This window comes from Gilliamella sp. B2838 (genome assembly GCF_026536185.1).
Lineage (GTDB): Bacteria > Pseudomonadota > Gammaproteobacteria > Enterobacterales > Orbaceae > Gilliamella.
Window position 1 is genome coordinate 1 of sequence record NZ_JAFNOO010000014.1, and the last position, 22,842, is coordinate 22,842.

The window sequence follows — 22,842 nt, forward strand, 5'->3', positions numbered from 1 at the left end:
TCAATATTTTTGATCTTGCTCTCTAACACGTTCTTCGTTTGTTTTTCACTAACGCCGTGTCAGTGGATGCGCATTATAGGCACTTTAAATTTTCCTGCAAGTGTTTATTGCCACTTTTTTTCTGTTTGTGTTTTTTTTACACATTACGTATCAAAAACAAGCTATCTCTATACATTTTTTATTTAAAATCGCTTTGAATATTACAATTAAAATTAAAAGAGTAAAAATTGAATCGAACTTATCATCATCCAATTTAGCTATTTTAAATACGACAGGACTTTCATGTGATAACAAAAACTAAAATAAAGTCAGTGATAACACCATATAATAGATTCTAGTATTAATATTGTTTATCTTGTCATTTGAATATCTCTTTCCTGATTAAGTCAGGATAACCAAAATGTAACCAACATTTATTTATTAATGCAGAGTTTCAAAATTAAAGTGATCACTGATAGTTATAACAATACAGTATTGTTTCAATGCTTTGTCTGAATTTACATCGTCTATCACAATTGTGATCTTATTTTACTTGGTAAATCAGCCAAGCTGTCAATTACCCAATCAGCTTGTGCTAATGCTTCTTCAGTAATAGCATCACCGGTTTTGACTAAAACTGTTTTTTTAACGCCTGCCTTTTTACCCGACAATAAATCAGATACTCTGTCCCCAACCATATATGAACTTGCAATATCGATATTTAATTCCTTGGCTGCCGTTTGAATCATACCAGGACTCGGCTTACGACATTCACATTTATCAATCAATGGATCGTGAGGACAATAATAGATTCCATCCAAATCTACACCGCGATCTTGTAATGACCAATCCATCCATTCTGTTAATGTATTAAACTGTTCTTCAGTAAAGATATTTCTAGCTATACCTGATTGATTGGTCGTAATCACCAACAAAAAACCCATTTTTTTGAGCTCTTGCATAGCTTCTATAACCCCATCAATAAAATCAAATTTATCAATGGCATGAACATAATTATAATCGACATTAATGGTACCATCTCGATCCAAAAAAATAGCAGGTTTCATGTTTACTTTTTTCCTTTTACTTAGGCATTACACCAATTCGTATAGCATATTATTGATTGACTTAGATGTCTAGACGTCTTAATATTCAGCTATCTACCCTTTGTCTATATATATTATGATACAATTACAGCATATTTCGAAAATATTTGAGCATAATAAGACCCCAATTCATGCTTTAAACGATATTTCCCTTCATGTTCCGCAAGGGCAAATCTATGGCGTTATTGGCAAATCAGGAGCGGGGAAAAGTACACTTATTCGATGCGTAAACCTACTCGAAAAACCGACTAGTGGTAAAATATTTTTTGATAATCAAGAAATTACTCACCTTTCTAACCGTAAGCTAATTGAAGTACGTCGAAAAATCAGTATGATTTTTCAGCACTTCAACCTGCTTTCTTCACGTACCGTTTTTGATAATATTGCTTTTCCATTAGAACTAAATAAAACACCAAAAGCGCAAATAAAGCAAAAAGTGACCGAACTGATTGAATTAGTCGGATTAACCGAGAAAGCTCATGTCTATCCGGCTAATTTGTCTGGTGGGCAAAAACAACGCGTTGCTATTGCTAGAGCGTTAGCCAGTGATCCAAAGGTATTACTATGTGATGAAGCAACTAGCGCATTAGATCCAGAAACAACACGCTCAATTTTAGCTTTATTAAAAGATATCAACCAAAAACTCGGTTTAACCATCTTATTAATCACTCATGAAATGGATGTGGTAAAACAAATTTGTGATCAAGTTGCCGTTATCAGTAATGGTAAATTAGTAGAACAATCATCGGTTGGTGAAATGTTTTCACATGCTAAAACTGATATTGCAAGGCAATTTATACAATCAACTTTACACTTAACTATCCCTGAGGACTATTTAGCAAGGCTATCACCTGAATATAAAGAAGGTTTAAATCCATTAGTAAGTTTAGAATTTACTGGTGTTTCAGTTGATTTGCCACTGTTATCACAAATTGCTAAAGAATTTGATATTGATAGTAACATTATCAGTGCTCAAATGGATTATGCTGGCGGTGTTAAGTTTGGATTAATGTTGACAGAAATGAAAGGCAAACCAAAAAGCACAGCATCAGCAATACAATTTTTAGAGAACAATAACACCAAAGTAGAGGTGCTCGGTTATGTTTAATTTTATTCCTTCGTTTAAACCTTTTGAATCATTATTTCGATTTTTAGCTGAACACGATTTTTGGGCAAACTTTGTGACTTTTTGCTCTTCTTTTAATGGCTTTAATGAAGCCATGTTATTCAAAATGGCACAAGCGACCGATGAAACCCTATACATGGTTATTTTGTCAGGTTTTTGGGGAACAGTGATTGGCTTACCAATAGGCATATTACTTTATACCACACGCAAAGGGCAAATTTTAGATTGTTACTTAGCAAATAACGCTCTTTCATTCATTACTAATGTATTTCGTTCCATACCATTTATTATTTTGATTGTCTGGATTATTCCTTTCACGACAATTCTTATGGGAACTTTTATTGGTAAACAAGCAGCAGTCGTACCACTGAGTATTGGTGTGTCACCTCTAATTGCACGAATGATCGAAAATGCCTTATTAGATGTACCAAAAGGATTAATCGAAGCAGCACGTTCAATGGGGGCAACACCACTACAAATAATTTATAAAGTTTTATTACCCGAATCATTACCTGTCATTGTTAATAGTATGACAATTACATTAATTACCCTAACTGGCTATATTGCTATGGCTGGTGCTGTTGGTGCAGGGGGACTTGGTCAATTAGCAATACAATATGGTTACAATGGTTATAAGCCTGCTATAATGAATACGGTTTTGATAATATTAATTATTATCGTATTTATTATTCAATTTATTGGCAATGCTATTGTAAAACGTGTTACTCATCATTAATTTTGGAGAAAATTATGTCTATTAAAAAGCTAGCACTTATCACTACTTTGGTGAGTGCATTTTTTTTAACGGGTTGTGATAATAAACAATCAAAAACAGAAGAAAATAAACCGGTAGAGCCTGTAAAAACTAACACGATTAAAGTTGGTGTGATTTCAGGCCCAGAACAAGAAGTTGCAGAAGTTGCTAAACAACAAGCTAAAGATCTTTATAACTTGGATGTAGAACTGGTTATTTTTAATGACTATGTCACGCCAAACCAAGCACTAAATGATGGCTTAATTGATGTTAACGCATTCCAACATAAACCTTATTTAGATGAACAAATGAAAGAACGTGGTTATAAATTAGCAGTAGTCGGCAACTCATTTGTTTATCCAATTGCTAGCTATTCACATAAATTAAAACCAATTGATAAATCAGCTGAAACTGGTGCCGGCGTGAAAGTAACCTCACCACGTGACGAAACCTTCTTTATTCCAGCTAGCTCAACGATAGCCATTCCTAACGATCCAACTAATTTAGGCCGTGCATTATTGTTATTACAACATGAAGGCATGATTACGGTGGATAAATCAAAAGGATTACTACCGACAGTACTTGATATAACCAGCAACCCGTATAATTATAAAATTGTTGAACTTGAAGCACCAATGTTACCGCGTTCATTAAAGGACGCACAAGTTGACCTTGCCATTATTAATAACGCTTTTGCAGGACAAGCTAATTTAACACCAAGCAAGGATGGTATTTTTGTTGAAGATAAAGAATCACCTTATGTAAACATTATCGTATCACGTGAAGTAGATAAAGATAATGACAATGTCAAAAACTTTGTTAAAGCTTACCAGACAGATGCCGTAGCCCAAAAAGCAAATCAAGTGTTTAATGGCGGCGCAATTCGTGGTTGGTAAAATCATAGCTAAAATATTATGATGTTTTTCCACCGACTTAACGTCGGTGGATGTTTTTAATATGTCGTAATAACTATTATAAAATGTATTTTACTCATGAGTTGTACCTGTTAACTCAATTAATATGAAACAAATAATCAACCCAATAGGCATTATCCATTCACCTTATAGTGAAAAATTTGCTGTGCCTCGACAACCTAATTTAGTGACTGAAGGTCAAGGTGAACTGCATTTGTTACCACCTTACAATAACCCTGATGCAATTAAAGGATTAGAACAGTTTTCTCATCTTTGGCTTCTATTTCAATTTCATCAAATTGAATTAGACAAATGGCGTTTAACAGTGCGCCCACCTCGTTTAGGCGGAAATAAAACGTTAGGGGTATTTGCAACCCGTTCTCCATTTAGACCCAACCATATTGGTTTATCAGCAGTAGCGTTGAAAGATATCGTTATAAAAAACAAACAAGTCATTTTAAAATTAGGTAGTGTTGATTTAGTAGATGGAACACCGGTTATCGATATCAAACCCTACTTACCCTATTGTGATAGTTATCCCGAGGCAATTGCCGGTTATGCTCAAGCGATGCCAGATAAAACCTTAACCGTTGAATTTTCAAAACAAGCACAGCAATCACTAAAATTATATCAACTGACATACCCTAATTTAGCGACATTAATTACTCAAGTTATTGCTCAAGATCCAAGGCCTGCATATAAACAAAAAAGTTTGAAAGAGCAGGATTATGGATTTAGACTTTATCACTTTAATATTAAGTGTAGAATTTCTGATAAACATGCCATAGTTGAAGATATTGATATAGAAAAAAACAACAAAACATAAATCGCATTACTGCCGTTATTATCATAAATTCTATACTAGAAACACTTTTAGTTTATTAAGTAAAAAGTAAACTACCTAACTTATTGATATTAAAAACAATTAATAAGATATTTTTAGGTATTATTGTTATAAATAGTTTTGTAAAGATTCTTTACAAAAATATCTATCAAAACCGATAAAAGAAACTGACATATTTATACGAGTCTGGTAAATTAGCAGTGGGTTTAATTTCCCTATATTTCACCTTACCACTAAAATTTTAACAAATTTTAGTGGTCCTTTTAGAAAGAAAAATCAATGATAATTGGTATGCTGTTTAGCTCTGATTTGAGCAATATCAATCGTATCAAATATGTAATGTTTCCCACAATAATCACAATGAATATCAATTTTGCCACCATCTTCTTTTAACATCTGATCTATTTCATTGGCAGGCAAAGTCATTAAGCTATCTTCACAACGTTCACGAGAACAACCACATTTAAATGTCACGTTATGAGTCTCAAATAATCGAACTTGCTCTTGATTATATAAACGATATAAAATTTCTTCAGTGGACAGTTCAAATAACTCATCACTAGTAATCGTTTGAGTTAAGGTACATAGATGCTCGAAAGAATCTGATGTATTTTCATTTCCTGGCAATATCTGCAATAAAATACCAGCAGCAACAGGTTTATTATTATAAACGCCTGTTTTGACAAATAAACGTGTTGGTAACTGCTCAGACTGCATGAAATAGTTTTCAATACAACCAATAAGCGTATCGCTTTCTAATCCTACAATACCTTGATAACGTTCACCATTTTTGGGTGTAATGGTAATAACAATATAACCATTACCAACCATTTCTTTAAGTGTTGCATTATTGGCAATATCCGACTTTACACGCGCAACTCCTCGAAGTTGTTGCTGATCATTACCATTTACAACCGCTAAAGATAAAGGACCATCACCTTGTAATTGTACAGCGATATCACCCTCAAATTTTAGTGTAGCTGTTAACAAACTGGTTATCACCAGTAATTCACCTAAGACTTTTTGTACAGCAACGGGATAAGTGTGATTATCTAAAATTGCCTGGTATGTCTGTTCAAGATGGGTGATTTCACCTCGAATAGCGTGATTATCAAATAAAAATCGATTAAGAGTATCCATATTAGTTATTTTCGCCTAGTTGTCTATCATATTTAAATTTAATCAAGTTACGTCGCTCTTTTTTATCCGGTTTCCGATCCGGATGTGGCATAGTTAATGCGTTAAGTTTACGTGCTTGCGCTATTGTTTCGCGTTTAGTAATACTTTCTTGCGTTTCTTGATAAAGTAATTGTGCCTCTGTAGCAGATCTACGCTGTTCAGTAATGGCTAATACTTGGATGGTCTTTTGATCAGAACCTTGTCGAAGAGTTAAAATTGCACCCACTTCAATAATTTTACTTGGTTTAGTGCGCTGTCCATTATAATGAACTTTACCACCGTCAACCATTTCTCGAGCTAATGAACGAGTTTTATAAAACCTTGCAGCCCACAACCATTTATCTAATCTAACTGGATTCATTACATCCTCATATACATTTTTCATCAAGTCAATCTGATACTAAACACTAGTCAGATATCAAATATCTTTACAGGGTATATAAGGATGTTTTTACTTAAATCAATATTATGGATTAATAATAAACTCGTTTTCATTAGACAATAAAGTGCCAGATAATTTAAATGGTGAAATACTACCGTGTAAATCTGCACTATAATTAATGGATTTAGGTGGTTCTTCTATTAATTTCCACTCTTTTAATAGTAAACTGGAGATATTATAGGCAGTTAAATGTAACGAGACAAATTCAGTTTGCGTTGGATCTATTGTCGCTATTGCTTCAACCATACCGCCACTCACTAACGAACTAAAACTGACTAAAGTTTGATTTTGAGCATCAAATTTAACAACAAGATCGGGATATTTAATATCAATTTCATTAATAGAGCCCAGTTCAGCTTTACAAAATAAGGTTCCAGCATAAATACCTAATTTTCTATCTTGAACTAAGACTACATTAGAGCCTGACATTTCAAAATTGATAAAAACAAATGGAAAATCTGAATTTTTATCAATTAACATACCAGGTAAAATGGTTAATTGATCCACTTCTACTCGGCTAAATAGATCGGGTAATAAAAATCCGTCTGATTTTGGCGGTACTTGGTAATTGACACCAGCTAATAATAATTTTTCTAAATGTAAGGCGTTATTACTCCAACTACCAGTAAAATCAAGATTACCTTCATTCCAATTTGCCATCGCTTTTTGAATTTCAACTTGATTATTTTTAAACTGTAATTGTAACAATGCCGATGAAAATACCTCATCATGCCAAACTACACTCTCTGCACTCAAAGTAACATCACTATCATCTACTATCCATTGTTGATCATAGCGTAGGTTAGTTGCATCAATATTCCCTTTATCAATAGTTAACCCTGGAATTTGAATACTACTATCGAACATAGTAAATTGGCGAATAACTAACTTAGGCAGTATTGTAGAATAACGGTCATCCATCGATTGAAAATGAATCTTATTAATCTTCAACTGTTCAATATCCCAGCTATTATCCGCCATTATTTTCAATTTACTAACAAAAAAACCGTTATCAACATTACCGCCTAAATTGGTAACAGTAATAATATTATTTCGATGAAAACCTTGAATAAGTACCTTATCCATTGCCTGTTGATTTAACATAACTTGCTGTGCCGTCAAATCAAACTGATAGTCTCCCTCACCTTGCGAATTAAATGATTTAATGCCACCATTTAACTGGTTTAATGATAATTTATCTTGGTTATTATTAAGGGGAATATTGATTTTGGTATCCACTAATTTTAGCGTGTTTGCAGTAAAATTATAATCTTTAGCTTTTTGTGAATAATCAATCACACCTTCAAAAACAGTAATATAATTGAAATGATTTAACTGCCATAGGTTATCTTTATCAAATCCAACAACTAATTTTGGAACATTAACCAATTGCTGCTTTTCATTACTAATCACAACATCATCAAAAGACAGCTCATAAAAATTTGAAAATGAATGACTTACCTTGCCAATAGAAATAGTATAAGGACTTAATTTAGATAATTGTTGCCCAATTAAATTCGCACCAAAAGAAGTCTGCATTAAGAAATAAGGTAATAACAACACAAACCAAATAATAGACAAGACAATAATTATAGATAATCTTAATCGTCGCATAACATAAATAGACTAAATGGTTAAATTAAAATATTAATAATTACATTACGATAACCGATTTTAGGCAAAATAGCACCTGATTTCGATATAAATGATTTGTGGTCAGATCGGTTTTACAGTTAATATATAGCGATAGACATTGGTGTCTTTTAAAATAACATATACAACTACAATCACCACCTGCCACGCTTTTGATTAAGCGTTGGGCTTGTTATTTTTTTTATTATCAGTAAAACGGGAGAGCAAAGATGAAACAAATCCCAATGACGGTAAAGGGAGCCGAATTATTACGCGCGGAATTGGAAGAGCTGAAAAATGTTAAACGACCACAAATTACAGCAGCTATAGCCGAAGCAAGAGCGCACGGGGATTTAAAAGAAAACGCCGAATACCATGCAGCCAGAGAACAACAAGGCTTTTGTGAAGGACGTATTCAAGAAATTGAAGGCAAGTTATCACAAGCACAAATTATTGATATTACCAAAGTGAAAAACACCGGACGTATAATTTTTGGTGCCACAGTAACAGTAATCAATGTTGATACCGACGAAGAAACAACTTATCGCATTGTCGGTGATGATGAAGCTGACTATAGGCAAAATCTGATTTCGGTCAACTCACCTATTGCCAGAGGTTTAATTGGCAAAGAAGATGGTGACACAGTCCAAATTAAAACACCGGGCGGTGATGTAGAATTTGATATAGTAAAAGTTGAATATATCTAATATCAAAAAAACATAAAAGTTAACAATAAAAACAGGGCTTACTGCCCTGTTTTTATTTTATTTAGGTAAAGTGATTTTCTTTTCATCACTTGGTCTAAAAATAGTAAAAATAGACCCGACTTGTTGTACAGCTAGTGCTTTGGTTTCACGAATAATTGCATCGCAAATTAATTTTTTACTATCACGATCTTCAGCTGATACTTTAATCTTAATTAATTCATGAAAATTTAAAGCGCTTTCAATTTCAGCAAGAACACCTTCGGTAAACCCATTAGCACCAATCATCACAACAGGTTTTAAATGATGGGATTCACTTTTTAAGTACTGTTTTTGTTTATTTGATAAATTCATTAATTTTTTATCACATTAAGTTGTAATTTTGCTATTCTACCCTTATATATATGAGTAATCAATTGAAGAAACCTTCTTACACTAAGGATTTATTAGCGGTGAGTAATAAAAAACGCTCGGCAAGTTCGACACGCTGGCTTAATGAACATTTCAAAGATCGCTTTGTACAACAAGCCCAAAAAAAGGGATTACGATCTCGGGCATGGTTCAAATTAGAAGAAATTCAAAAAAGTGACAAACTATTTAAACCCGGGATAACCGTTGTTGATTTAGGTGCAGCACCTGGTGGTTGGTCACAATACGTAGCATCTTTAATTGGTAATAAAGGTCGCATTATTGCATGTGATTTATTACCCATGGATCCGATTGTTGGCGTTGATTTTTTGCAAGGTGATTTTCGTGATGAAGCAGTATTAAAAGCACTGCTTGAACGCGTTGGTGATCAAAAAGTTCAAGTTGTGATGTCAGATATGGCCCCCAATATGAGTGGTCAACCCGCTGTTGATATTCCTAGAGCTATGTATTTAGTTGAACTCGCGCTTGATATGTGTCGAGACGTGCTTGCACCTAATGGTAATTTTATTGTCAAAGTATTCCAAGGTGAAGGTTTTGAAGAGTACCTAAAACAGGTACGCTCAATGTTTAAAACAGTCAAAATCCGTAAACCTGAAGCTTCACGGGCAAGATCCCGAGAAGTTTATATCGTTGCAATGGGTATGAAGTAGCCAGTTGTATAATTTTGTAGTACCATTGCTAAGTTAATTTTAGTCGTAACTGTTAATTTTTATGAGAGGTTTTTCTTTTGAACGACATGGTAAAGAATTTGCTGATCTGGGGAGTCATTGCGGTAGTATTGATTGCTGTATTTAATCAATTCAGCTCAATATCCAATAGTGGTCCTCAAGTCAATTATACCCAATTCAACTCAGACATCACCAGTGGCAAACTTCAAGAGGTGCATATTAACGGGCGTGAAATTGTTGCCACCACTAAAGGTAACGGCAGTTATGTCACCTATATCCCTTATTTTGATGAAAAATTAATGGATGATTTGGTATTAAACAAAGTTGCTGTTTATGGTAGCCCTGATGAAAAACCGAGTTTATTAGTTAATATTTTAATCTCTTGGTTTCCAATTATTCTATTAATTGGCTTCTGGATTTTTATCATGCGCCAAATGCAGGGTGGCGGCAAAGGCGGGCCAATGTCTGTTGGCAAAAGTAAAGCCAAAATGCTCACTCCAGATCAAGTCAAAACTAAGTTTACCGATGTTGCGGGTAGTGAAGAAGCGAAGCAAGAAGTCACCGAAGTCGTGGATTTTTTACGCGATCCTGGCAAATATCAAAAACTAGGTGGACGCATCCCAAAAGGGATTTTGATGGTTGGACCACCAGGTACTGGTAAAACGCTACTTGCCAAAGCTATCGCGGGTGAAGCCAATGTACCTTTCTTTAGTATATCGGGTTCTGACTTTGTCGAAATGTTTGTTGGTGTCGGTGCATCTCGTGTCCGCGATCTATTCGAACAAGCTCGTAAACATTCGCCTTGTATCATTTTTATTGACGAAATTGATGCTGTCGGGCGTAAACGTGGCGCAGGGTCAATGGGTGGGCATGACGAACGTGAACAAACCCTTAACCAAATGTTAGTTGAAATGGATGGTTTCGAAGCGAATAGTGGCATCATCATTATTGCGGCAACCAACCGTGTTGATATTTTAGATCCAGCATTACTTCGCCCAGGTCGTTTTGACCGCCAAGTACAAATTGGTTTACCGGACATGAAAGGTCGTGAACAAATTTTAGCCGTTCATGTACGTAAAGTTCCACTTGGTTCTGATGTCAATTTATCCGTTCTTGCACGTGGTACACCTGGTTATTCTGGCGCTGAACTAGCAAACCTTGTAAACGAAGCTGCACTATTTGCCGCTCGTCGTAATAAGCGCTTAGTCACCATGGACGAGTTTGAAGAAGCTAAAGATAAAATTAACATGGGTACTGAACGACGTTCATTAACCATGACCAAAGAACAGCTTATTTCTACTGCTTATCACGAAGCTGGTCATGCAATTATTGGTTATTTAATGCCTGATCATGATCCGATTCACAAAGTGACCATTATTCCACGTGGACGCGCATTAGGGGTTACGTTCTTTTTACCTGAAGGTGATCGCGTTAGTGAAAGCCGTGAAAAATTAGAGGGTGACATTGCAACACTTTATGGTGGTCGGCTTGCTGAAGAACTTATTTACGGAGTTGATAAAGTATCAACCGGTGCATCTAATGATATAAAAGTCGCGACGCAATACGCCAGAGCGATGGTTACTCAGTGGGGCTTTTCTGATCGCTTAGGTCCGTTATTTTATGAAATGGATGATAACTCATCTTATGGTCGTCCTAAAGATATTTCAGATGAAACAGCACGTATCATTGATGAAGAAGTCAAAAAAATTATCGACCGTAATTTTGAACGGGCACGTAAAATACTGACTGAAAATATGGATGTACTTCACGCCATGAAAGATGCATTAATGAAGTACGAAACTATTGGTGCTAAACAAGTTGCAGATTTAATTGCTCGTCGACCTATCACTGCGCCTGATGATTGGACAGAAAGTGACGAAAAAGCAGCAAATCAAATTCCAAATGAAGGAAGCGATATACCACCTCAATCAGAAAGTTAATTGACTTTAATAAAATATAACGCGCTACGGCGCGTTTTTTATCGATAATATTAAAATAACTATCTCATAAATAGGGCAACAATAACATCATAATCTGCATAAAATACATGCAACAATTGTGCTCAAGCGTTTTTAATATCGCATAAAAACATTATCAATAAAAATCGAATAAGGCTATAACCATGGAAATACGTTTTCAAAATCAAGTAATGGAGCTCTCTTATCCACAAGTGATGGGTATTGTAAATATGACACCAGATTCGTTTTCTGATGGCGGCAATTACAACAATCTTGATGATGCAATGCGTCGTGTCGATAACATGATCCAAGCCGGTGCCACATTCATTGATATTGGTGGAGAATCAACTCGACCAGGGGCGGCTGAAGTCTCGGTTGAAGAAGAACTCGATAGAGTGATTCCTTTAGTTGAAAAAGTTGCCCGTTATTTTGATGTTTGGATTTCGGTTGATACCTCAAAACCACAAGTCATAACAGAATCGGCAAAAGCAGGTGCACACTTAATCAATGATATCCGTGCACTAACCGAACCTGGCGCAATTGAAGCTGCGTCCCAAACAGGATTACCCGTTTGTATTATGCACATGCAAGGCGATCCAAAAACTATGCAAAATGCACCACATTATGAACAAGATATCTATCAAGTAGTGGATGACTTTTTTGCTCAACATATTGATCGTTGCATACAAGCAGGAATTGATCGACAAAAAATCATTCTCGATCCTGGCTTTGGTTTTGGTAAAACCTTGGCTCATAATTATCGACTCTTAGCAACATTAGAAAAATTCCACCATTTTGACCTCCCTTTATTGGTAGGCATGTCACGGAAATCCATGATTGGCCAAGTATTAAATGTACCACCACAACAGCGTATGCTAGGTAGTGTAACTTGTGCTGTCATTGCTGCAATGAAAGGTGCACACATTATTCGTGTCCATGATGTTAAAGAGACATTTGATGCATTACGAATTGTACAAGCGACATTAGCGGAACAAAAATGAAAATGTTTATTTTGTAGTAGATGTAAAATGTAAAATCAAGAGATTTTGGGGGGATGCAAAAACGCATCCATTTCCTTAAAATTTTTAATCACGGTTTAACTTCTTTTAAGAAGTTAAGAAATTTAAGAAACAAATTTGATTGATAAATAAAAACAATTCCCGACCAGAAGTTTATGGGAATATCCATATTTATGGATAAAAATCAAACAAACCACTCACTGCAAAAAATCCCGACAAAAACCAACAACCCTACAGAATTATTATTCATAAATGCTTTAAAACAGTTATTGCGTTGGCGTTGCTTGATTAATGTTTGTTGATAAATAAATAACATCGAGGCTAATGCTAACGCGCTATAGTATATAAACGATAAATGATTGATTAACCCAACAATCAATAAACAGATTATGGCGATCATTTGTAACACACCAATCATTAATTTGTCATAACAACCAAATAGAATTGCCGTTGATTTAATACCAATTTTTATATCATCATTTCGATCGACCATAGCATACTCAGTATCATAAGCGACCGTCCAGCTAATATTCGCTAAACAAAGTAACCAGCAAGTTAATGGAAATTGCTCAATGGTTGCCGCGTACACCATTGGAATGCTCCAACTAAATGCTAGCCCCAAAATAACTTGAGGAAGATGAGTATAACGCTTCATGAAAGGGTAAATCATGGCGGTTAATAAAGCAAAACAGGCAATTAACCAAGTCAATTTGTTTAAAGTTAGCAATAAACCAAGTGCTATTGCTAAAAGTAACACTAGTGTCCATAATGCATTTTTAGCAGTTAATGCACCCCGTGCCAATGGGCGATTTTGGGTTCGTTCGACATGTGCATCAAAGTTACGATCGGCATAATCATTTACCACACAGCCAGCCGCACGCATAACAATTACCCCTAAAACAAACACTAATGAGGTATAAGTATAAGGCTGACCAGTCAGCCAAATTGCCCAAAGCGTGGGCCATAGTAATAATAAGGTACCAATTGGTCGGTCTAACCGCATCAGTTGTAAATAAGCTAACATAATTTGGGGTTTATCTGAAAAGTAATAGCAGGATTATACCGTTTCCCTTAAAAGCTGCAAAGTTGCGACAACGTCTATAAAACTTAAGCAAAGTAAAAAGTTAAAAGGAATTCAAAGCCTACTATAACGTCGATAGCATTAACAAATATTGCTGAGCAATGACGGCTAACGATTGATAAAATTGGCTAATGTCATTATTTTTCAAGCATTCTAAATAGTTTGATGACCAGGTCAGTAAATGTTCATTAATTAATTGCTTGGCAATTGATATTTGATTTTTTTCGAGTAATAACGCAAATGCCATTAACATTAATCCAAACTGATCTTCCGGCTCATTCATACCGGTATTAAGAGTTATCCCGTGTTGCTGTAAAAACTGACGATAACGCTCTTGTGATTCGCCCATTAATAACTGTTCTTGATCTAAATAAACGGATCCCCAAGGGGGTGCAGGCATATCACCCTGCCCTTCAAATAACAACGAAAATTGATAATCAAGATCTGTATTACTTATCTCTGTCATTAATGTTTGGCATTGCTGACTAATTAATGATGGATTTTGCCAATCAATAAGTTTATCAATATGTAATAAAGGATTAATCAGTGGCTGTACAATCTGGCTATTTGGCGAATAATAAAAAAAAGCACCTAACACTTTTGCCACCGTTGCGCATGCTAACTTATCCAAATTATTCTATCCCTTAATTATCGTTAGACGATTTTTTCATCTTGATGAGTAAAACTGTTTGTTACTTATTATAATGGAATTATCCATAAATTATAAAATACAATGCGCCCACAAATTTCAGCAACAAAAACACAAGTAAAAGCGATAATCGATAAGATCATTGCATAGTTTGCTCGCCAAATATTGATAATCACTAACAACAAAGCAACTAAGATTAAAGCACATTCACCAATCATCCAACCACTTTGCTGAGCGGTGAGTTCTGGCGTAATAGTTGCCATTAAATTAGCATAAGGTATTTTCAACAATAGGATTAACAATCCGCCAATAAAAAAAACAACACTGCCCAACCGTTTCAAACCCAACATAGCGCTTGCAATCCCACCTAAAGCAAACATAGCGGTATACATTTGCAAGGCAGTATAATACGTATCCCATGTTTTGACCGTTGGTAACATATAGGTTAAAACAATGGTCCAAACAAACACTATGCTTAATAAAATTAGAACGGCTGATAGTAGACCATTGACATAAGGAATCTTATTTACCTTCCAGCAAATAACTCTAAAGAATTTGAACTTATCATTAGTTGGATAACACGAAAAATAATTTAATACTACTGAAGCAAAGGTGACACCAAATAATACGCCAAAGGTAAAAATTTCGTTACTCATCGGCGAGCGACCAATCCCAAAAATCACATTTAATGCGCGTAAAGGATGCCCTAAATGGAAAGAAGCAATGATCATACCTATCGCCATAAAAATCAGGCTGATAACATTAATTTTTTGAATAATAGATATTTTATCTTTTGTATGATTAACCAGATAATATAAGCTACTTAAAAACACCATGCCAGCGGATAGTTGCCCAAACACCGTAAAAAATACTAGCGGTAATTCATGCATATTACACCTCCTCTGGATTGAGTATTTTACCCAATGTATCACCCGATGCTTTAGCTTGAGCATGTGGTTTAATCACGATATTAGGTTTTGTTAACTGAGCATCAGGTAATGGTGCAATATTACGTTCTTCACCATAGCGCTCACGTAATTTATCGATTTGGTCAAAATCTAATGCACGTTGTGGACAAGACTCTACACAGACTGGTTTTAGCCCCTCAGCCACGCGCTCATAACAACCATCACATTTTGACATCACCCGTTTTTGGTGATCATACTGAGGCGCCCCATATGGACAGCGCATTTCACAATAGCGGCACCCTATGCACACATCTTGATTAACCACAACTAAACCATCTTCCTTGCGTTTATGCATCGCACCGGTTGGGCAACCTTGCACGCAAGTTGGTTGCTCACAATGATTACATGAGATGGATAAATAATAGGTAAAAGTATCATTTTGCCAAATACCATCAACTTGCTGCCATGAACCACCGCCATATTCATATACGCGGCGATAATGAACACCGAGCGCATTATCTTTTTCATCTTTACAACTTAATTGGCAAGTTTTACAACCAGTACATTTGGCCGAGTTAATATAAAATCCAAATTGCATTTTGCTCATCCCCCTATTACCTATGATGTCGATGACATCACCGACAATGGTTTAATCTCAACCAAATTGGTGTGCTGTGGATTAGATTTAGCCAGAACTGAAGGCCGCATAGAAGTTAAGCGATTCACACAACCACCAATATCAATGCCGGCTGCATTAGTTTTAGCCCATAATCCTTGCGGAATAGCAATCACGCCAGGTAATATTCTTGGTGTAACTTTAGCGGGAATATAAAGTCGTCCTCGATCATTGAAAACTTCTACAAGTTGACCGTGCTTAATTTGCCGTTGCTCTGCATCTAGTGGATTAATCCATATACTGCTTGCTACAGCTTCGCGTAATTGAGGTAAATTACTATAACTAGAGTGACAATGGCCTTTAATATGAAATCCTATCATTTGTAACGGATATTTTTGCCGCATTGCTATATCTTCACTCCCCTCAATAGCGGGTAGATAAGCTGGAATGGGGTAAAGCATATCCTGCTCATCAAACTCCCATTCACCGGCTATCTTAGCTAATGCTTCGGAATAGATTTCTATTTTACCGGACGGCGTATTTAATGGCTGATTAATCGGATCGTCTCGAAAATCTTTTAACGCGATTTGTGCATCACTATCAGCTAATTTACGGTCAATCACGCCCATCCCATCAGTGTCAGCAAAGGAGGGTAAATCAGGATTTTGCTTGCGCATTCTTTCATAGCTATAAGCTATCCACTCATCTTGAGTTCGCCCTTGCGTAAATTTCTCTTTAACACCCATTTTTTCAGCCAATTCAGTCAAAACCTCATATGCAGGGCGATTTTCCCATAATGGCTTAATAGCCCGCTGCATTCGAATAAAATAGTGATAAGCACCCGTTGCATAAGAATTATTAATAAGATCATTGCTTTCAACCGATGATACATCCGGTAGCAATAAATCAGCATATCGTGCCGATGCAGTCATATGGGTATCCCACACTAAAATGAATTCACATTTTGATTCATCTTGTAAAATTTGATGGGTTTGATTGAGATCAGCATGCTGATTGCCAATAACGTTACTGGCATAACTCCATAAGAATTTGATACCTACATCGAGTTTATCTTTACCCAGTATGTAGGCATTTTTAGCTGTCATGCTATCTGGATCTGCAATAGCTTTCGTCCATAAAAAGAAAGGAATACTGGTTTTAATCGGATTTAAAAGGTTTAAACCTGGAACAGGATAAGTCACACTCCCTCCCCATGTTCCAATATTAGTACCACGTTTACCAAATTGACCTGTAATAATTGGTAATAACATAATTGCTCGAGCCGTATGCTCACCATTTTGCCAGCGTTGAGCCCCCCAACCTTGAGAGATCCAAGCTGCTTTAGCATTGACAATATCAAGTGCAAGTTGCCGAATTTTTGCAGCAGGAATACCGGTCTTTTTCGCTGCCCATTCAGGGGTTTTAGCGGTTCTATCATCCCCCAAACCTAAAATATACGATTTATAATCACTAAAAGGCGGCGCAGAATCAGGCAAAGTGTCAGCATTCCAACCCACACAATATCGATTAAGCATTGCCTCATCAATATTATCTTCTTCCAGTAAAGCATAGCCAATTGCGGCAACTAACGCAGCATCGGTACCGGGAATAATTGGTATCCACTCGGCATTATAACCAACCACACTTTCACTACGCCTAGGATCGATAATAATTACTCGAGCGTTGCTTTGTGCTAATGCATTAAACAGCTCTGTAACTTGCCCACCGCCCGACATTCGCGTTTCGGCAACATTATGACCAAACATCACAACTAAATCAGAATGCTTTATTTGATCCAATAATGAATCTTTAGCATTACCATAAATATAAGGTTGAATGGCGGTTATCTGCCCACTTGAGTAATCACCATGATAATTAAGAAAGCCGCCAATACTGCTTAAAAATCGCTTACAGACATTACGCCCAGAAAGATTGGCGCCCGTCGTGCCTGTGCCATATTGATAATAGATAGCCTCATTACCATATTGGTTGATGGTATATTTAAGTTTATCTGCAAGAAGATTAATGGCTTCGTCCCATGAAATGCGTTTAAATTTACCTTCACCTCGTTTACCAATACGGAGCATGGGATATTTTAAACGCTCAGGATCGTAGGTTCGCCAACGAACAGCCCGACCTCGCAAGCAAGGACGAATTTGATGCAATCCAAAGGCAGGTTCGTCAATACCGTCTTCCGACGAAATTTTAGTAATAATATCATTTTTTACATGGACTTTTAATGGACATCGGCTACCACAATTAACTAAACAAGCACTATAAAAAATCTTCTCATCATTAGTAGGATTTGGTGCTAGACTATTTTGAGTTGTCGGATTAGGTTCGGCATAGGCAAATGGTAATTGAAAACTATTTGCGAGCGCAGTAACGCTCCCGACAGCGAGCGATTTTTGCAAAAAATCACGCCGAGTAATCTTGTTTTCTGACTTGCTCATCTTATTCCCTTAATTTTTGTGTGGGATTTATCTATCATAATACTAAAAGTACAATAAAAAAACTGAGAAATAGAAAAATAACTAATTAACTTCAAATAAATTAATATAATAAGAATTATTATCAAATAACGCAGCTTTAAAAAACCTATTTTCAAGTAAGCATAAATTTAATTTCATACATCTTAATGAAAGATTGGTATAATACTCCCATTTATCCGGATAAATAGAAAAATTATGTCACAATCCACATATAATGCCGTTGATATAGAAGTCCTAAAAGGACTTGATCCTGTCCGTCACCGACCAGGGATGTACACGGATACTACTCGCCCAAACCATTTAGGGCAAGAGGTCATTGATAACAGTGTTGATGAAGCAATAGCGGGGCATGCCAAACAAGTTAAAGTCACACTTTATGAAGATAACTCATTAGAAGTGATTGATGATGGACGAGGAATGCCGGTTGATATTCACCCAGAAGAAGGCGTTCCGGCGATTGAACTATTACTGTGCCGCTTACATGCAGGGGGAAAATTCTCTAATAAAAATTACCAATTTTCTGGTGGTTTACATGGAGTAGGTATTTCGGTAGTTAATGCTTTATCAAAGCGTGTAGAAGTTACCGTTAACCGTGATGGGCAAGTGTATCAAATCGCGTTTGAAAATGGCAATAAAGTTGAAGATTTACATGTTATTGGTACATGTGGTCGTCGTAATACGGGAACCAAAGTTCATTTTTGGCCTGACGAAAAATATTTCGACTCACCAAGATTTTCAGTCCCACGTTTAACGCACCTATTGAAGGCCAAAGCTGTACTTTGCCCCGGTCTTGAAATCATTTTTAAAGATAAGATCAACAATACCGAACAACGCTGGTGCTATCAAGACGGTTTAAAAGATTACCTAATGGAATCAGTGAGTGGTTACACGCTTTTACCAGAAGAACCCTTTACTGGTAGCCATAATGGTGAAACCGAAGCAGTTGAATGGGCACTACTTTGGATGCCTGAAGGCGGTGAACTGTTAACAGAAAGTTACGTTAACTTAATTCCAACGGTACAAGGCGGTACCCATGTAAATGGTTTACGCCAAGGTCTGCTCGATGCGATGCGTGAATTTTGTGAATTCCGCAATTTATTACCGCGAGGAATAAAACTCACAGCCGATGATATTTGGGAACGCTGCGCTTATGTACTGTCGGTCAAAATGCAAGAGCCCCAGTTTGCCGGTCAAACCAAAGAGCGGTTGTCATCACGACAAAGTGCGGCGTTTGTTTCAGCGATTGTTAAAGATGCCTTTAGCCTTTGGTTAAATCAGCATGTACAAGTCGCTGAATTACTGGCTGAAATGGTGATTTCAAGTGCGCAAAAACGCCTACGAGCATCAAAAAAAGTTATCCGTAAAAAGCTGACCAGTGGTCCAGCCCTTCCAGGCAAATTAGCGGACTGCTCGTCACAAGACTTAAGCCGAACCGAACTCTTTTTAGTGGAAGGGGATTCTGCGGGCGGTTCAGCAAAACAGGCTCGCGATCGTGAGTATCAAGCGATAATGCCGTTAAAAGGTAAAATATTAAATACTTGGGAAGTCTCATCAGATGAAGTGCTTGGCTCTCAAGAAATCCATGATATCTCGGTCGCTATTGGTATTGATCCTGACAGTGATGATTTAAGTCAATTACGATATGGTAAAATCTGTATTTTAGCTGACGCCGATTCCGATGGATTACATATAGCTACGCTGCTATGTGCGCTTTTTGTTCGCCATTTTAAAGCCATGGTCGAACATGGGCATGTCTTTGTTGCCATGCCGCCACTCTATCGTATCGATCTTGGTAAAGAGGTTCACTATGCCTTGGATGAAGAAGAAAAAGAAGGAATTTTAGATCAGTTAAAACGTAAAAAAGGCAAGCCGAATGTCCAACGTTTTAAAGGTTTAGGTGAAATGAATCCACTGCAACTACGTGAAACAACGATGGATCCCAATACTCGCCGTTTAGTTCAATTATCATTAGATAATTCCGAAGAAACCATGGCATTAATGGATATGCTACTTGCGAAAAAACGCTCAGAAGATCGCCGTGAATGGTTACAAGAAAAAGGTGATCAAGTCCAACTTGATGTCTAACATAAAGAATGATTTAGAGGAACAATAATGAGTGAGATAACTCATGACGGAGTAGAAGTTCAATCGCTACGTACCTTTACTGAAAGCGCTTATTTAAACTACTCGATGTATGTCATTATGGACCGTGCACTGCCGTTTATTGGTGACGGTTTAAAACCAGTGCAACGCCGTATTGTTTATGCCATGTCAGAATTAGGGCTTAATGCTCAAGCTAAATTTAAAAAATCAGCACGTACCGTTGGTGACGTTTTAGGTAAATATCACCCACATGGTGATAGCGCCTGTTATGAAGCGATGGTATTAATGGCTCAGCCATTCTCCTACCGTTATCCTTTAGTTGACGGACAAGGTAACTGGGGGGCGCCAGATGATCCCAAATCCTTTGCCGCTATGCGTTATACCGAATCACGCTTATCAAAATATGCTGAACTGCTATTAGGCGAGTTAGGACAAGGCACGGTCGATTATACCCCTAACTTTGATGGTACATTACAAGAACCGAAAATGTTACCAGCTAGATTACCCAATATTTTATTAAATGGTACCACCGGTATTGCAGTAGGGATGGCAACTGACATACCACCGCATAATATCCGTGAAGTGGCTAATGCCGCTATTATGTTAGCCGATAATCCTAAAGCAACACTGAGTGAAGTGATGGCTCACATTCAAGGGCCGGATTTTCCAACTGAAGCCGAGATTATTACTTCGCCAGAAGATATTGCAAAGATTTATCAAACTGGACGCGGATCAATTCGCATGCGTGCCGTTTGGAAAAAAGAGGACGGTGATATTGTTATTACTGATCTACCACACCAAGTTTCAGGTGCAAAAATATTAGAACAAATCGCCGCACAAATGCGAGCAAAAAAACTGCCGTTAATTGAAGATTTACGTGATGAATCAGATCATGAAAATCCAACTCGTTTAGTAATTGTCCCAAGATCTAATCGAGTAGATTTAGAACAAGTGATGAATCATCTATTTGCGACAACCGATCTGGAAAAAAGTTATCGTGTTAATATGAACATGATTGGGCTTGATAACCGCCCAGCAGTGAAAGGCTTAGTTGAAATTCTTACTGAATGGCTAGAGTATCGCCGTAATACCGTAACCAGACGTTTAAACTATCGTTTAGACAAGGTTTTAAAACGCCTTCATATCTTAGATGGTTTATTAATAGCTTTTTTAAATATTGATGAAGTTATTGAAATTATTCGGCATGAAGACGATCCAAAAGAAGAATTGATTAAACGATTTGCCTTAAGTGAAACACAAGCAGAAGCGATTTTAGAGTTAAAACTGCGTCATTTAGCAAAATTAGAAGAGATGCGCATTAAAGGCGAACAAGCTGATCTAGCTAAAGAACGCGATCAACTACAAGCTCTACTTGACTCACCAAGAAAACTCAGTAATTTAATCAAAAAAGAGTTACAGCAAGATGCTGAAAAGTATGGCGACGATCGCCGTTCGCCAATTGTTGAACGTAGCGAAGCGAAAGCGATTACCGAACAAGAATTAACACCGTCCGAACCCGTTACTATTGTGCTGTCCGAAATGGGCTGGGTAAGAGCGGCAAAAGGTCATGATATCGATCCCGTTGGGCTAAGTTATAAAGCGGGAGACAGCTTCAAAGCGGCAGCCAAAGGTAAAAGTAATCAACCGGTTGTCTTTATTGATTCTACTGGTCGCAGCTACGCCATTGAACCCAATACATTACCATCTGCTCGAGGTCAAGGCGAACCGCTTACCGGAAAATTGGCTCTCCCTGCTGGGGCAATAGTTGAACATGTCCTTATGTCAGCTAATGAAAATCAAAAATTATTACTAGCATCAAGTGCAGGTTATGGTTTTATTTGTCAATTTAGTGATTTAGTTGCGCGCAATCGTAATGGTAAAGCTATCATTAATTTATCTAATCAGGCTCAGGTATTACCACCTATTGAAATTACTGATGAAGCAAGCTTACTGTTATCCATCACAAAAGCAGGACGCATGCTAATTTTTCCTGTTAAAGACTTACCCGAATTAGCCAAAGGCAAAGGTAATAAAATTATTTCACTTGCCGGTAGTGATGATAGTTTAGCGTATATGATGTTAATCACACCAACAACATCAATAACCTTACATGTTGGTAAACGCAAACTAACGCTTTATCCTGCTGATTTACAAAAATTTACCGCAGAACGCGCGCGTAAAGGTAGTGCTTTACCTCGCGGGCTACAAAAAATAGATCGAATTGAGGTGAACGAATAAT

General features: G+C 36.8%; 20 protein-coding genes. 10 read left to right on the top strand and 10 right to left on the bottom strand.

The features are described 5' to 3' along the window. Positions 1-509: 509 nt before the first annotated feature. On the bottom strand, positions 510-1,046 hold the full coding sequence (gene gmhB, locus J3U63_RS12265) for a D-glycero-beta-D-manno-heptose 1,7-bisphosphate 7-phosphatase (protein ID WP_267371678.1): 537 nt from the start codon (positions 1,044-1,046) through the stop codon (positions 510-512). 115 nt (positions 1,047-1,161) lie between these two features. Here gmhB and metN point away from each other — a divergent pair, with 115 nt between their 5' ends. The 4 genes from metN (at position 1,162) to tsaA (ending at position 4,705) form a co-directional block, all read left to right on the top strand. Continuing rightward, on the top strand, positions 1,162-2,193 hold the full coding sequence (gene metN, locus J3U63_RS12270) for a methionine ABC transporter ATP-binding protein MetN (RefSeq protein WP_267367841.1): 1,032 nt from the start codon (positions 1,162-1,164) through the stop codon (positions 2,191-2,193). Between the two features lie 112 nt (positions 2,194-2,305). Beyond that, positions 2,306-2,947, top strand: coding sequence for a methionine ABC transporter permease (locus tag J3U63_RS12275; protein WP_416381311.1), 642 nt, complete (start codon positions 2,306-2,308; stop codon positions 2,945-2,947). Positions 2,948-2,961: 14 nt separating this feature from the next. Next, entirely contained in the window at positions 2,962-3,861 is a 900-nt protein-coding gene (locus tag J3U63_RS12280) for a MetQ/NlpA family lipoprotein (protein ID WP_267371681.1), read from the top strand. Between the two features lie 124 nt (positions 3,862-3,985). Beyond that, complete coding sequence (gene tsaA / locus J3U63_RS12285) at positions 3,986-4,705, top strand: tRNA (N6-threonylcarbamoyladenosine(37)-N6)-methyltransferase TrmO (RefSeq protein ID WP_065633287.1); 720 nt, start codon at positions 3,986-3,988, stop codon at positions 4,703-4,705. 294 nt (positions 4,706-4,999) lie between these two features. On the opposite strand, the gene hslO is transcribed toward tsaA, so the two are convergent. From hslO to J3U63_RS12300, 3 genes are all read right to left on the bottom strand, one after another. Continuing rightward, positions 5,000-5,872: an Hsp33 family molecular chaperone HslO gene (hslO, locus tag J3U63_RS12290; RefSeq protein WP_267371698.1), complete on the bottom strand. Its 873-nt coding sequence runs from the start codon at positions 5,870-5,872 to the stop codon at positions 5,000-5,002. Continuing rightward, positions 5,865-6,263, bottom strand: a complete 399-nt coding sequence (hslR, locus tag J3U63_RS12295) for a ribosome-associated heat shock protein Hsp15 (protein ID WP_141671509.1) — start codon at positions 6,261-6,263, stop codon at positions 5,865-5,867. The genes hslO and hslR overlap by 8 nt, the downstream gene beginning before the upstream one ends. A 105-nt stretch (positions 6,264-6,368) precedes the next feature. Further along, positions 6,369-7,958 (bottom strand): hypothetical protein, encoded by a 1,590-nt coding sequence (locus J3U63_RS12300; protein ID WP_267371683.1) that lies wholly within the window; start codon positions 7,956-7,958, stop codon positions 6,369-6,371. 248 nt (positions 7,959-8,206) lie between these two features. Here J3U63_RS12300 and greA point away from each other — a divergent pair, with 248 nt between their 5' ends. Continuing rightward, positions 8,207-8,683 carry a transcription elongation factor GreA gene (gene greA, locus J3U63_RS12305; RefSeq protein WP_065559646.1) on the top strand — a complete coding sequence of 159 codons (477 nt, stop codon included), beginning with the start codon at positions 8,207-8,209 and terminating at the stop codon, positions 8,681-8,683. Positions 8,684-8,740: 57 nt separating this feature from the next. Here the strand turns inward: greA and yhbY are convergent, their stop codons facing one another. Then, the gene (yhbY, locus tag J3U63_RS12310) at positions 8,741-9,034 is read right to left on the bottom strand and encodes a ribosome assembly RNA-binding protein YhbY (RefSeq protein WP_065633283.1); all 294 of its coding nucleotides are present in this window, start codon (positions 9,032-9,034) and stop codon (positions 8,741-8,743) included. Positions 9,035-9,132: 98 nt separating this feature from the next. Between yhbY and rlmE the strand changes: the two genes are divergently transcribed. The 3 genes from rlmE to folP all read left to right on the top strand — a co-directional run bounded on the left by rlmE (position 9,133) and on the right by folP (position 12,736). After that, positions 9,133-9,759, top strand: coding sequence for a 23S rRNA (uridine(2552)-2'-O)-methyltransferase RlmE (rlmE, locus tag J3U63_RS12315; protein WP_065633282.1), 627 nt, complete (start codon positions 9,133-9,135; stop codon positions 9,757-9,759). A gap of 77 nt (positions 9,760-9,836) precedes the next feature. Continuing rightward, positions 9,837-11,717 (top strand): ATP-dependent zinc metalloprotease FtsH, encoded by a 1,881-nt coding sequence (ftsH, locus tag J3U63_RS12320; RefSeq protein WP_416379619.1) that lies wholly within the window; start codon positions 9,837-9,839, stop codon positions 11,715-11,717. Positions 11,718-11,899: 182 nt separating this feature from the next. Next, positions 11,900-12,736: a dihydropteroate synthase gene (gene folP, locus J3U63_RS12325; RefSeq protein ID WP_267371684.1), complete on the top strand. Its 837-nt coding sequence runs from the start codon at positions 11,900-11,902 to the stop codon at positions 12,734-12,736. A 202-nt stretch (positions 12,737-12,938) separates the two neighbouring features. On the opposite strand, the gene ubiA is transcribed toward folP, so the two are convergent. The 5 genes from ubiA to J3U63_RS12350 form a co-directional block, all read right to left on the bottom strand. Further along, the gene (gene ubiA / locus J3U63_RS12330; RefSeq protein WP_267334543.1) at positions 12,939-13,778 is read right to left on the bottom strand and encodes a 4-hydroxybenzoate octaprenyltransferase; all 840 of its coding nucleotides are present in this window, start codon (positions 13,776-13,778) and stop codon (positions 12,939-12,941) included. 121 nt (positions 13,779-13,899) lie between these two features. After that, positions 13,900-14,466, bottom strand: a complete 567-nt coding sequence (locus J3U63_RS12335; protein WP_267334541.1) for a molecular chaperone TorD family protein — start codon at positions 14,464-14,466, stop codon at positions 13,900-13,902. A gap of 68 nt (positions 14,467-14,534) precedes the next feature. Beyond that, positions 14,535-15,374, bottom strand: coding sequence for a dimethyl sulfoxide reductase anchor subunit family protein (locus tag J3U63_RS12340; RefSeq protein WP_267371687.1), 840 nt, complete (start codon positions 15,372-15,374; stop codon positions 14,535-14,537). 1 nt (position 15,375) lies between these two features. Beyond that, the gene (locus J3U63_RS12345) at positions 15,376-15,990 is read right to left on the bottom strand and encodes a DMSO/selenate family reductase complex B subunit (RefSeq protein ID WP_416379621.1); all 615 of its coding nucleotides are present in this window, start codon (positions 15,988-15,990) and stop codon (positions 15,376-15,378) included. 20 nt (positions 15,991-16,010) lie between these two features. Further along, positions 16,011-18,461: a DMSO/selenate family reductase complex A subunit gene (locus tag J3U63_RS12350; protein WP_267371688.1), complete on the bottom strand. Its 2,451-nt coding sequence runs from the start codon at positions 18,459-18,461 to the stop codon at positions 16,011-16,013. A 234-nt stretch (positions 18,462-18,695) separates the two neighbouring features. Here J3U63_RS12350 and parE point away from each other — a divergent pair, with 234 nt between their 5' ends. Next, a complete protein-coding gene (gene parE / locus J3U63_RS12355) occupies positions 18,696-20,585 on the top strand; it encodes a DNA topoisomerase IV subunit B (RefSeq protein ID WP_267367823.1) in 1,890 nt (629 codons plus the stop codon). A 27-nt stretch (positions 20,586-20,612) separates the two neighbouring features. After that, on the top strand, positions 20,613-22,841 hold the full coding sequence (gene parC, locus J3U63_RS12360) for a DNA topoisomerase IV subunit A (protein WP_267367821.1): 2,229 nt from the start codon (positions 20,613-20,615) through the stop codon (positions 22,839-22,841). Position 22,842 lies beyond the last annotated feature (1 nt).

Excerpts from the sequence above, each read along its gene's own strand:
- parE (WP_267367823.1), top strand. The coding sequence starts at position 18,696 with ATGTCACAATCCACATATAATGCCGTTGATATAGAAGTCCTAAAAGGA.
- J3U63_RS12275 (WP_416381311.1), top strand. The coding sequence starts at position 2,306 with ATGTTATTCAAAATGGCACAAGCGACCGATGAAACCCTATACATGGTT.
- folP (WP_267371684.1), top strand. The coding sequence starts at position 11,900 with ATGGAAATACGTTTTCAAAATCAAGTAATGGAGCTCTCTTATCCACAA.
- tsaA (WP_065633287.1), top strand. The coding sequence starts at position 3,986 with ATGAAACAAATAATCAACCCAATAGGCATTATCCATTCACCTTATAGT.
- ubiA (WP_267334543.1), bottom strand. The coding sequence starts at position 13,778 with ATGTTAGCTTATTTACAACTGATGCGGTTAGACCGACCAATTGGTACC.
- gmhB (WP_267371678.1), bottom strand. The coding sequence starts at position 1,046 with ATGAAACCTGCTATTTTTTTGGATCGAGATGGTACCATTAATGTCGAT.
- J3U63_RS12300 (WP_267371683.1), bottom strand. The coding sequence starts at position 7,958 with ATGCGACGATTAAGATTATCTATAATTATTGTCTTGTCTATTATTTGG.
- metN (WP_267367841.1), top strand. The coding sequence starts at position 1,162 with ATGATACAATTACAGCATATTTCGAAAATATTTGAGCATAATAAGACC.
- greA (WP_065559646.1), top strand. The coding sequence starts at position 8,207 with ATGAAACAAATCCCAATGACGGTAAAGGGAGCCGAATTATTACGCGCG.
- J3U63_RS12350 (WP_267371688.1), bottom strand. The coding sequence starts at position 18,461 with ATGAGCAAGTCAGAAAACAAGATTACTCGGCGTGATTTTTTGCAAAAA.
- hslR (WP_141671509.1), bottom strand. The coding sequence starts at position 6,263 with ATGAATCCAGTTAGATTAGATAAATGGTTGTGGGCTGCAAGGTTTTAT.
- J3U63_RS12340 (WP_267371687.1), bottom strand. The coding sequence starts at position 15,374 with ATGCATGAATTACCGCTAGTATTTTTTACGGTGTTTGGGCAACTATCC.
- yhbY (WP_065633283.1), bottom strand. The coding sequence starts at position 9,034 with ATGAATTTATCAAATAAACAAAAACAGTACTTAAAAAGTGAATCCCAT.
- parC (WP_267367821.1), top strand. The coding sequence starts at position 20,613 with ATGAGTGAGATAACTCATGACGGAGTAGAAGTTCAATCGCTACGTACC.
- J3U63_RS12345 (WP_416379621.1), bottom strand. The coding sequence starts at position 15,990 with ATGCAATTTGGATTTTATATTAACTCGGCCAAATGTACTGGTTGTAAA.
- J3U63_RS12280 (WP_267371681.1), top strand. The coding sequence starts at position 2,962 with ATGTCTATTAAAAAGCTAGCACTTATCACTACTTTGGTGAGTGCATTT.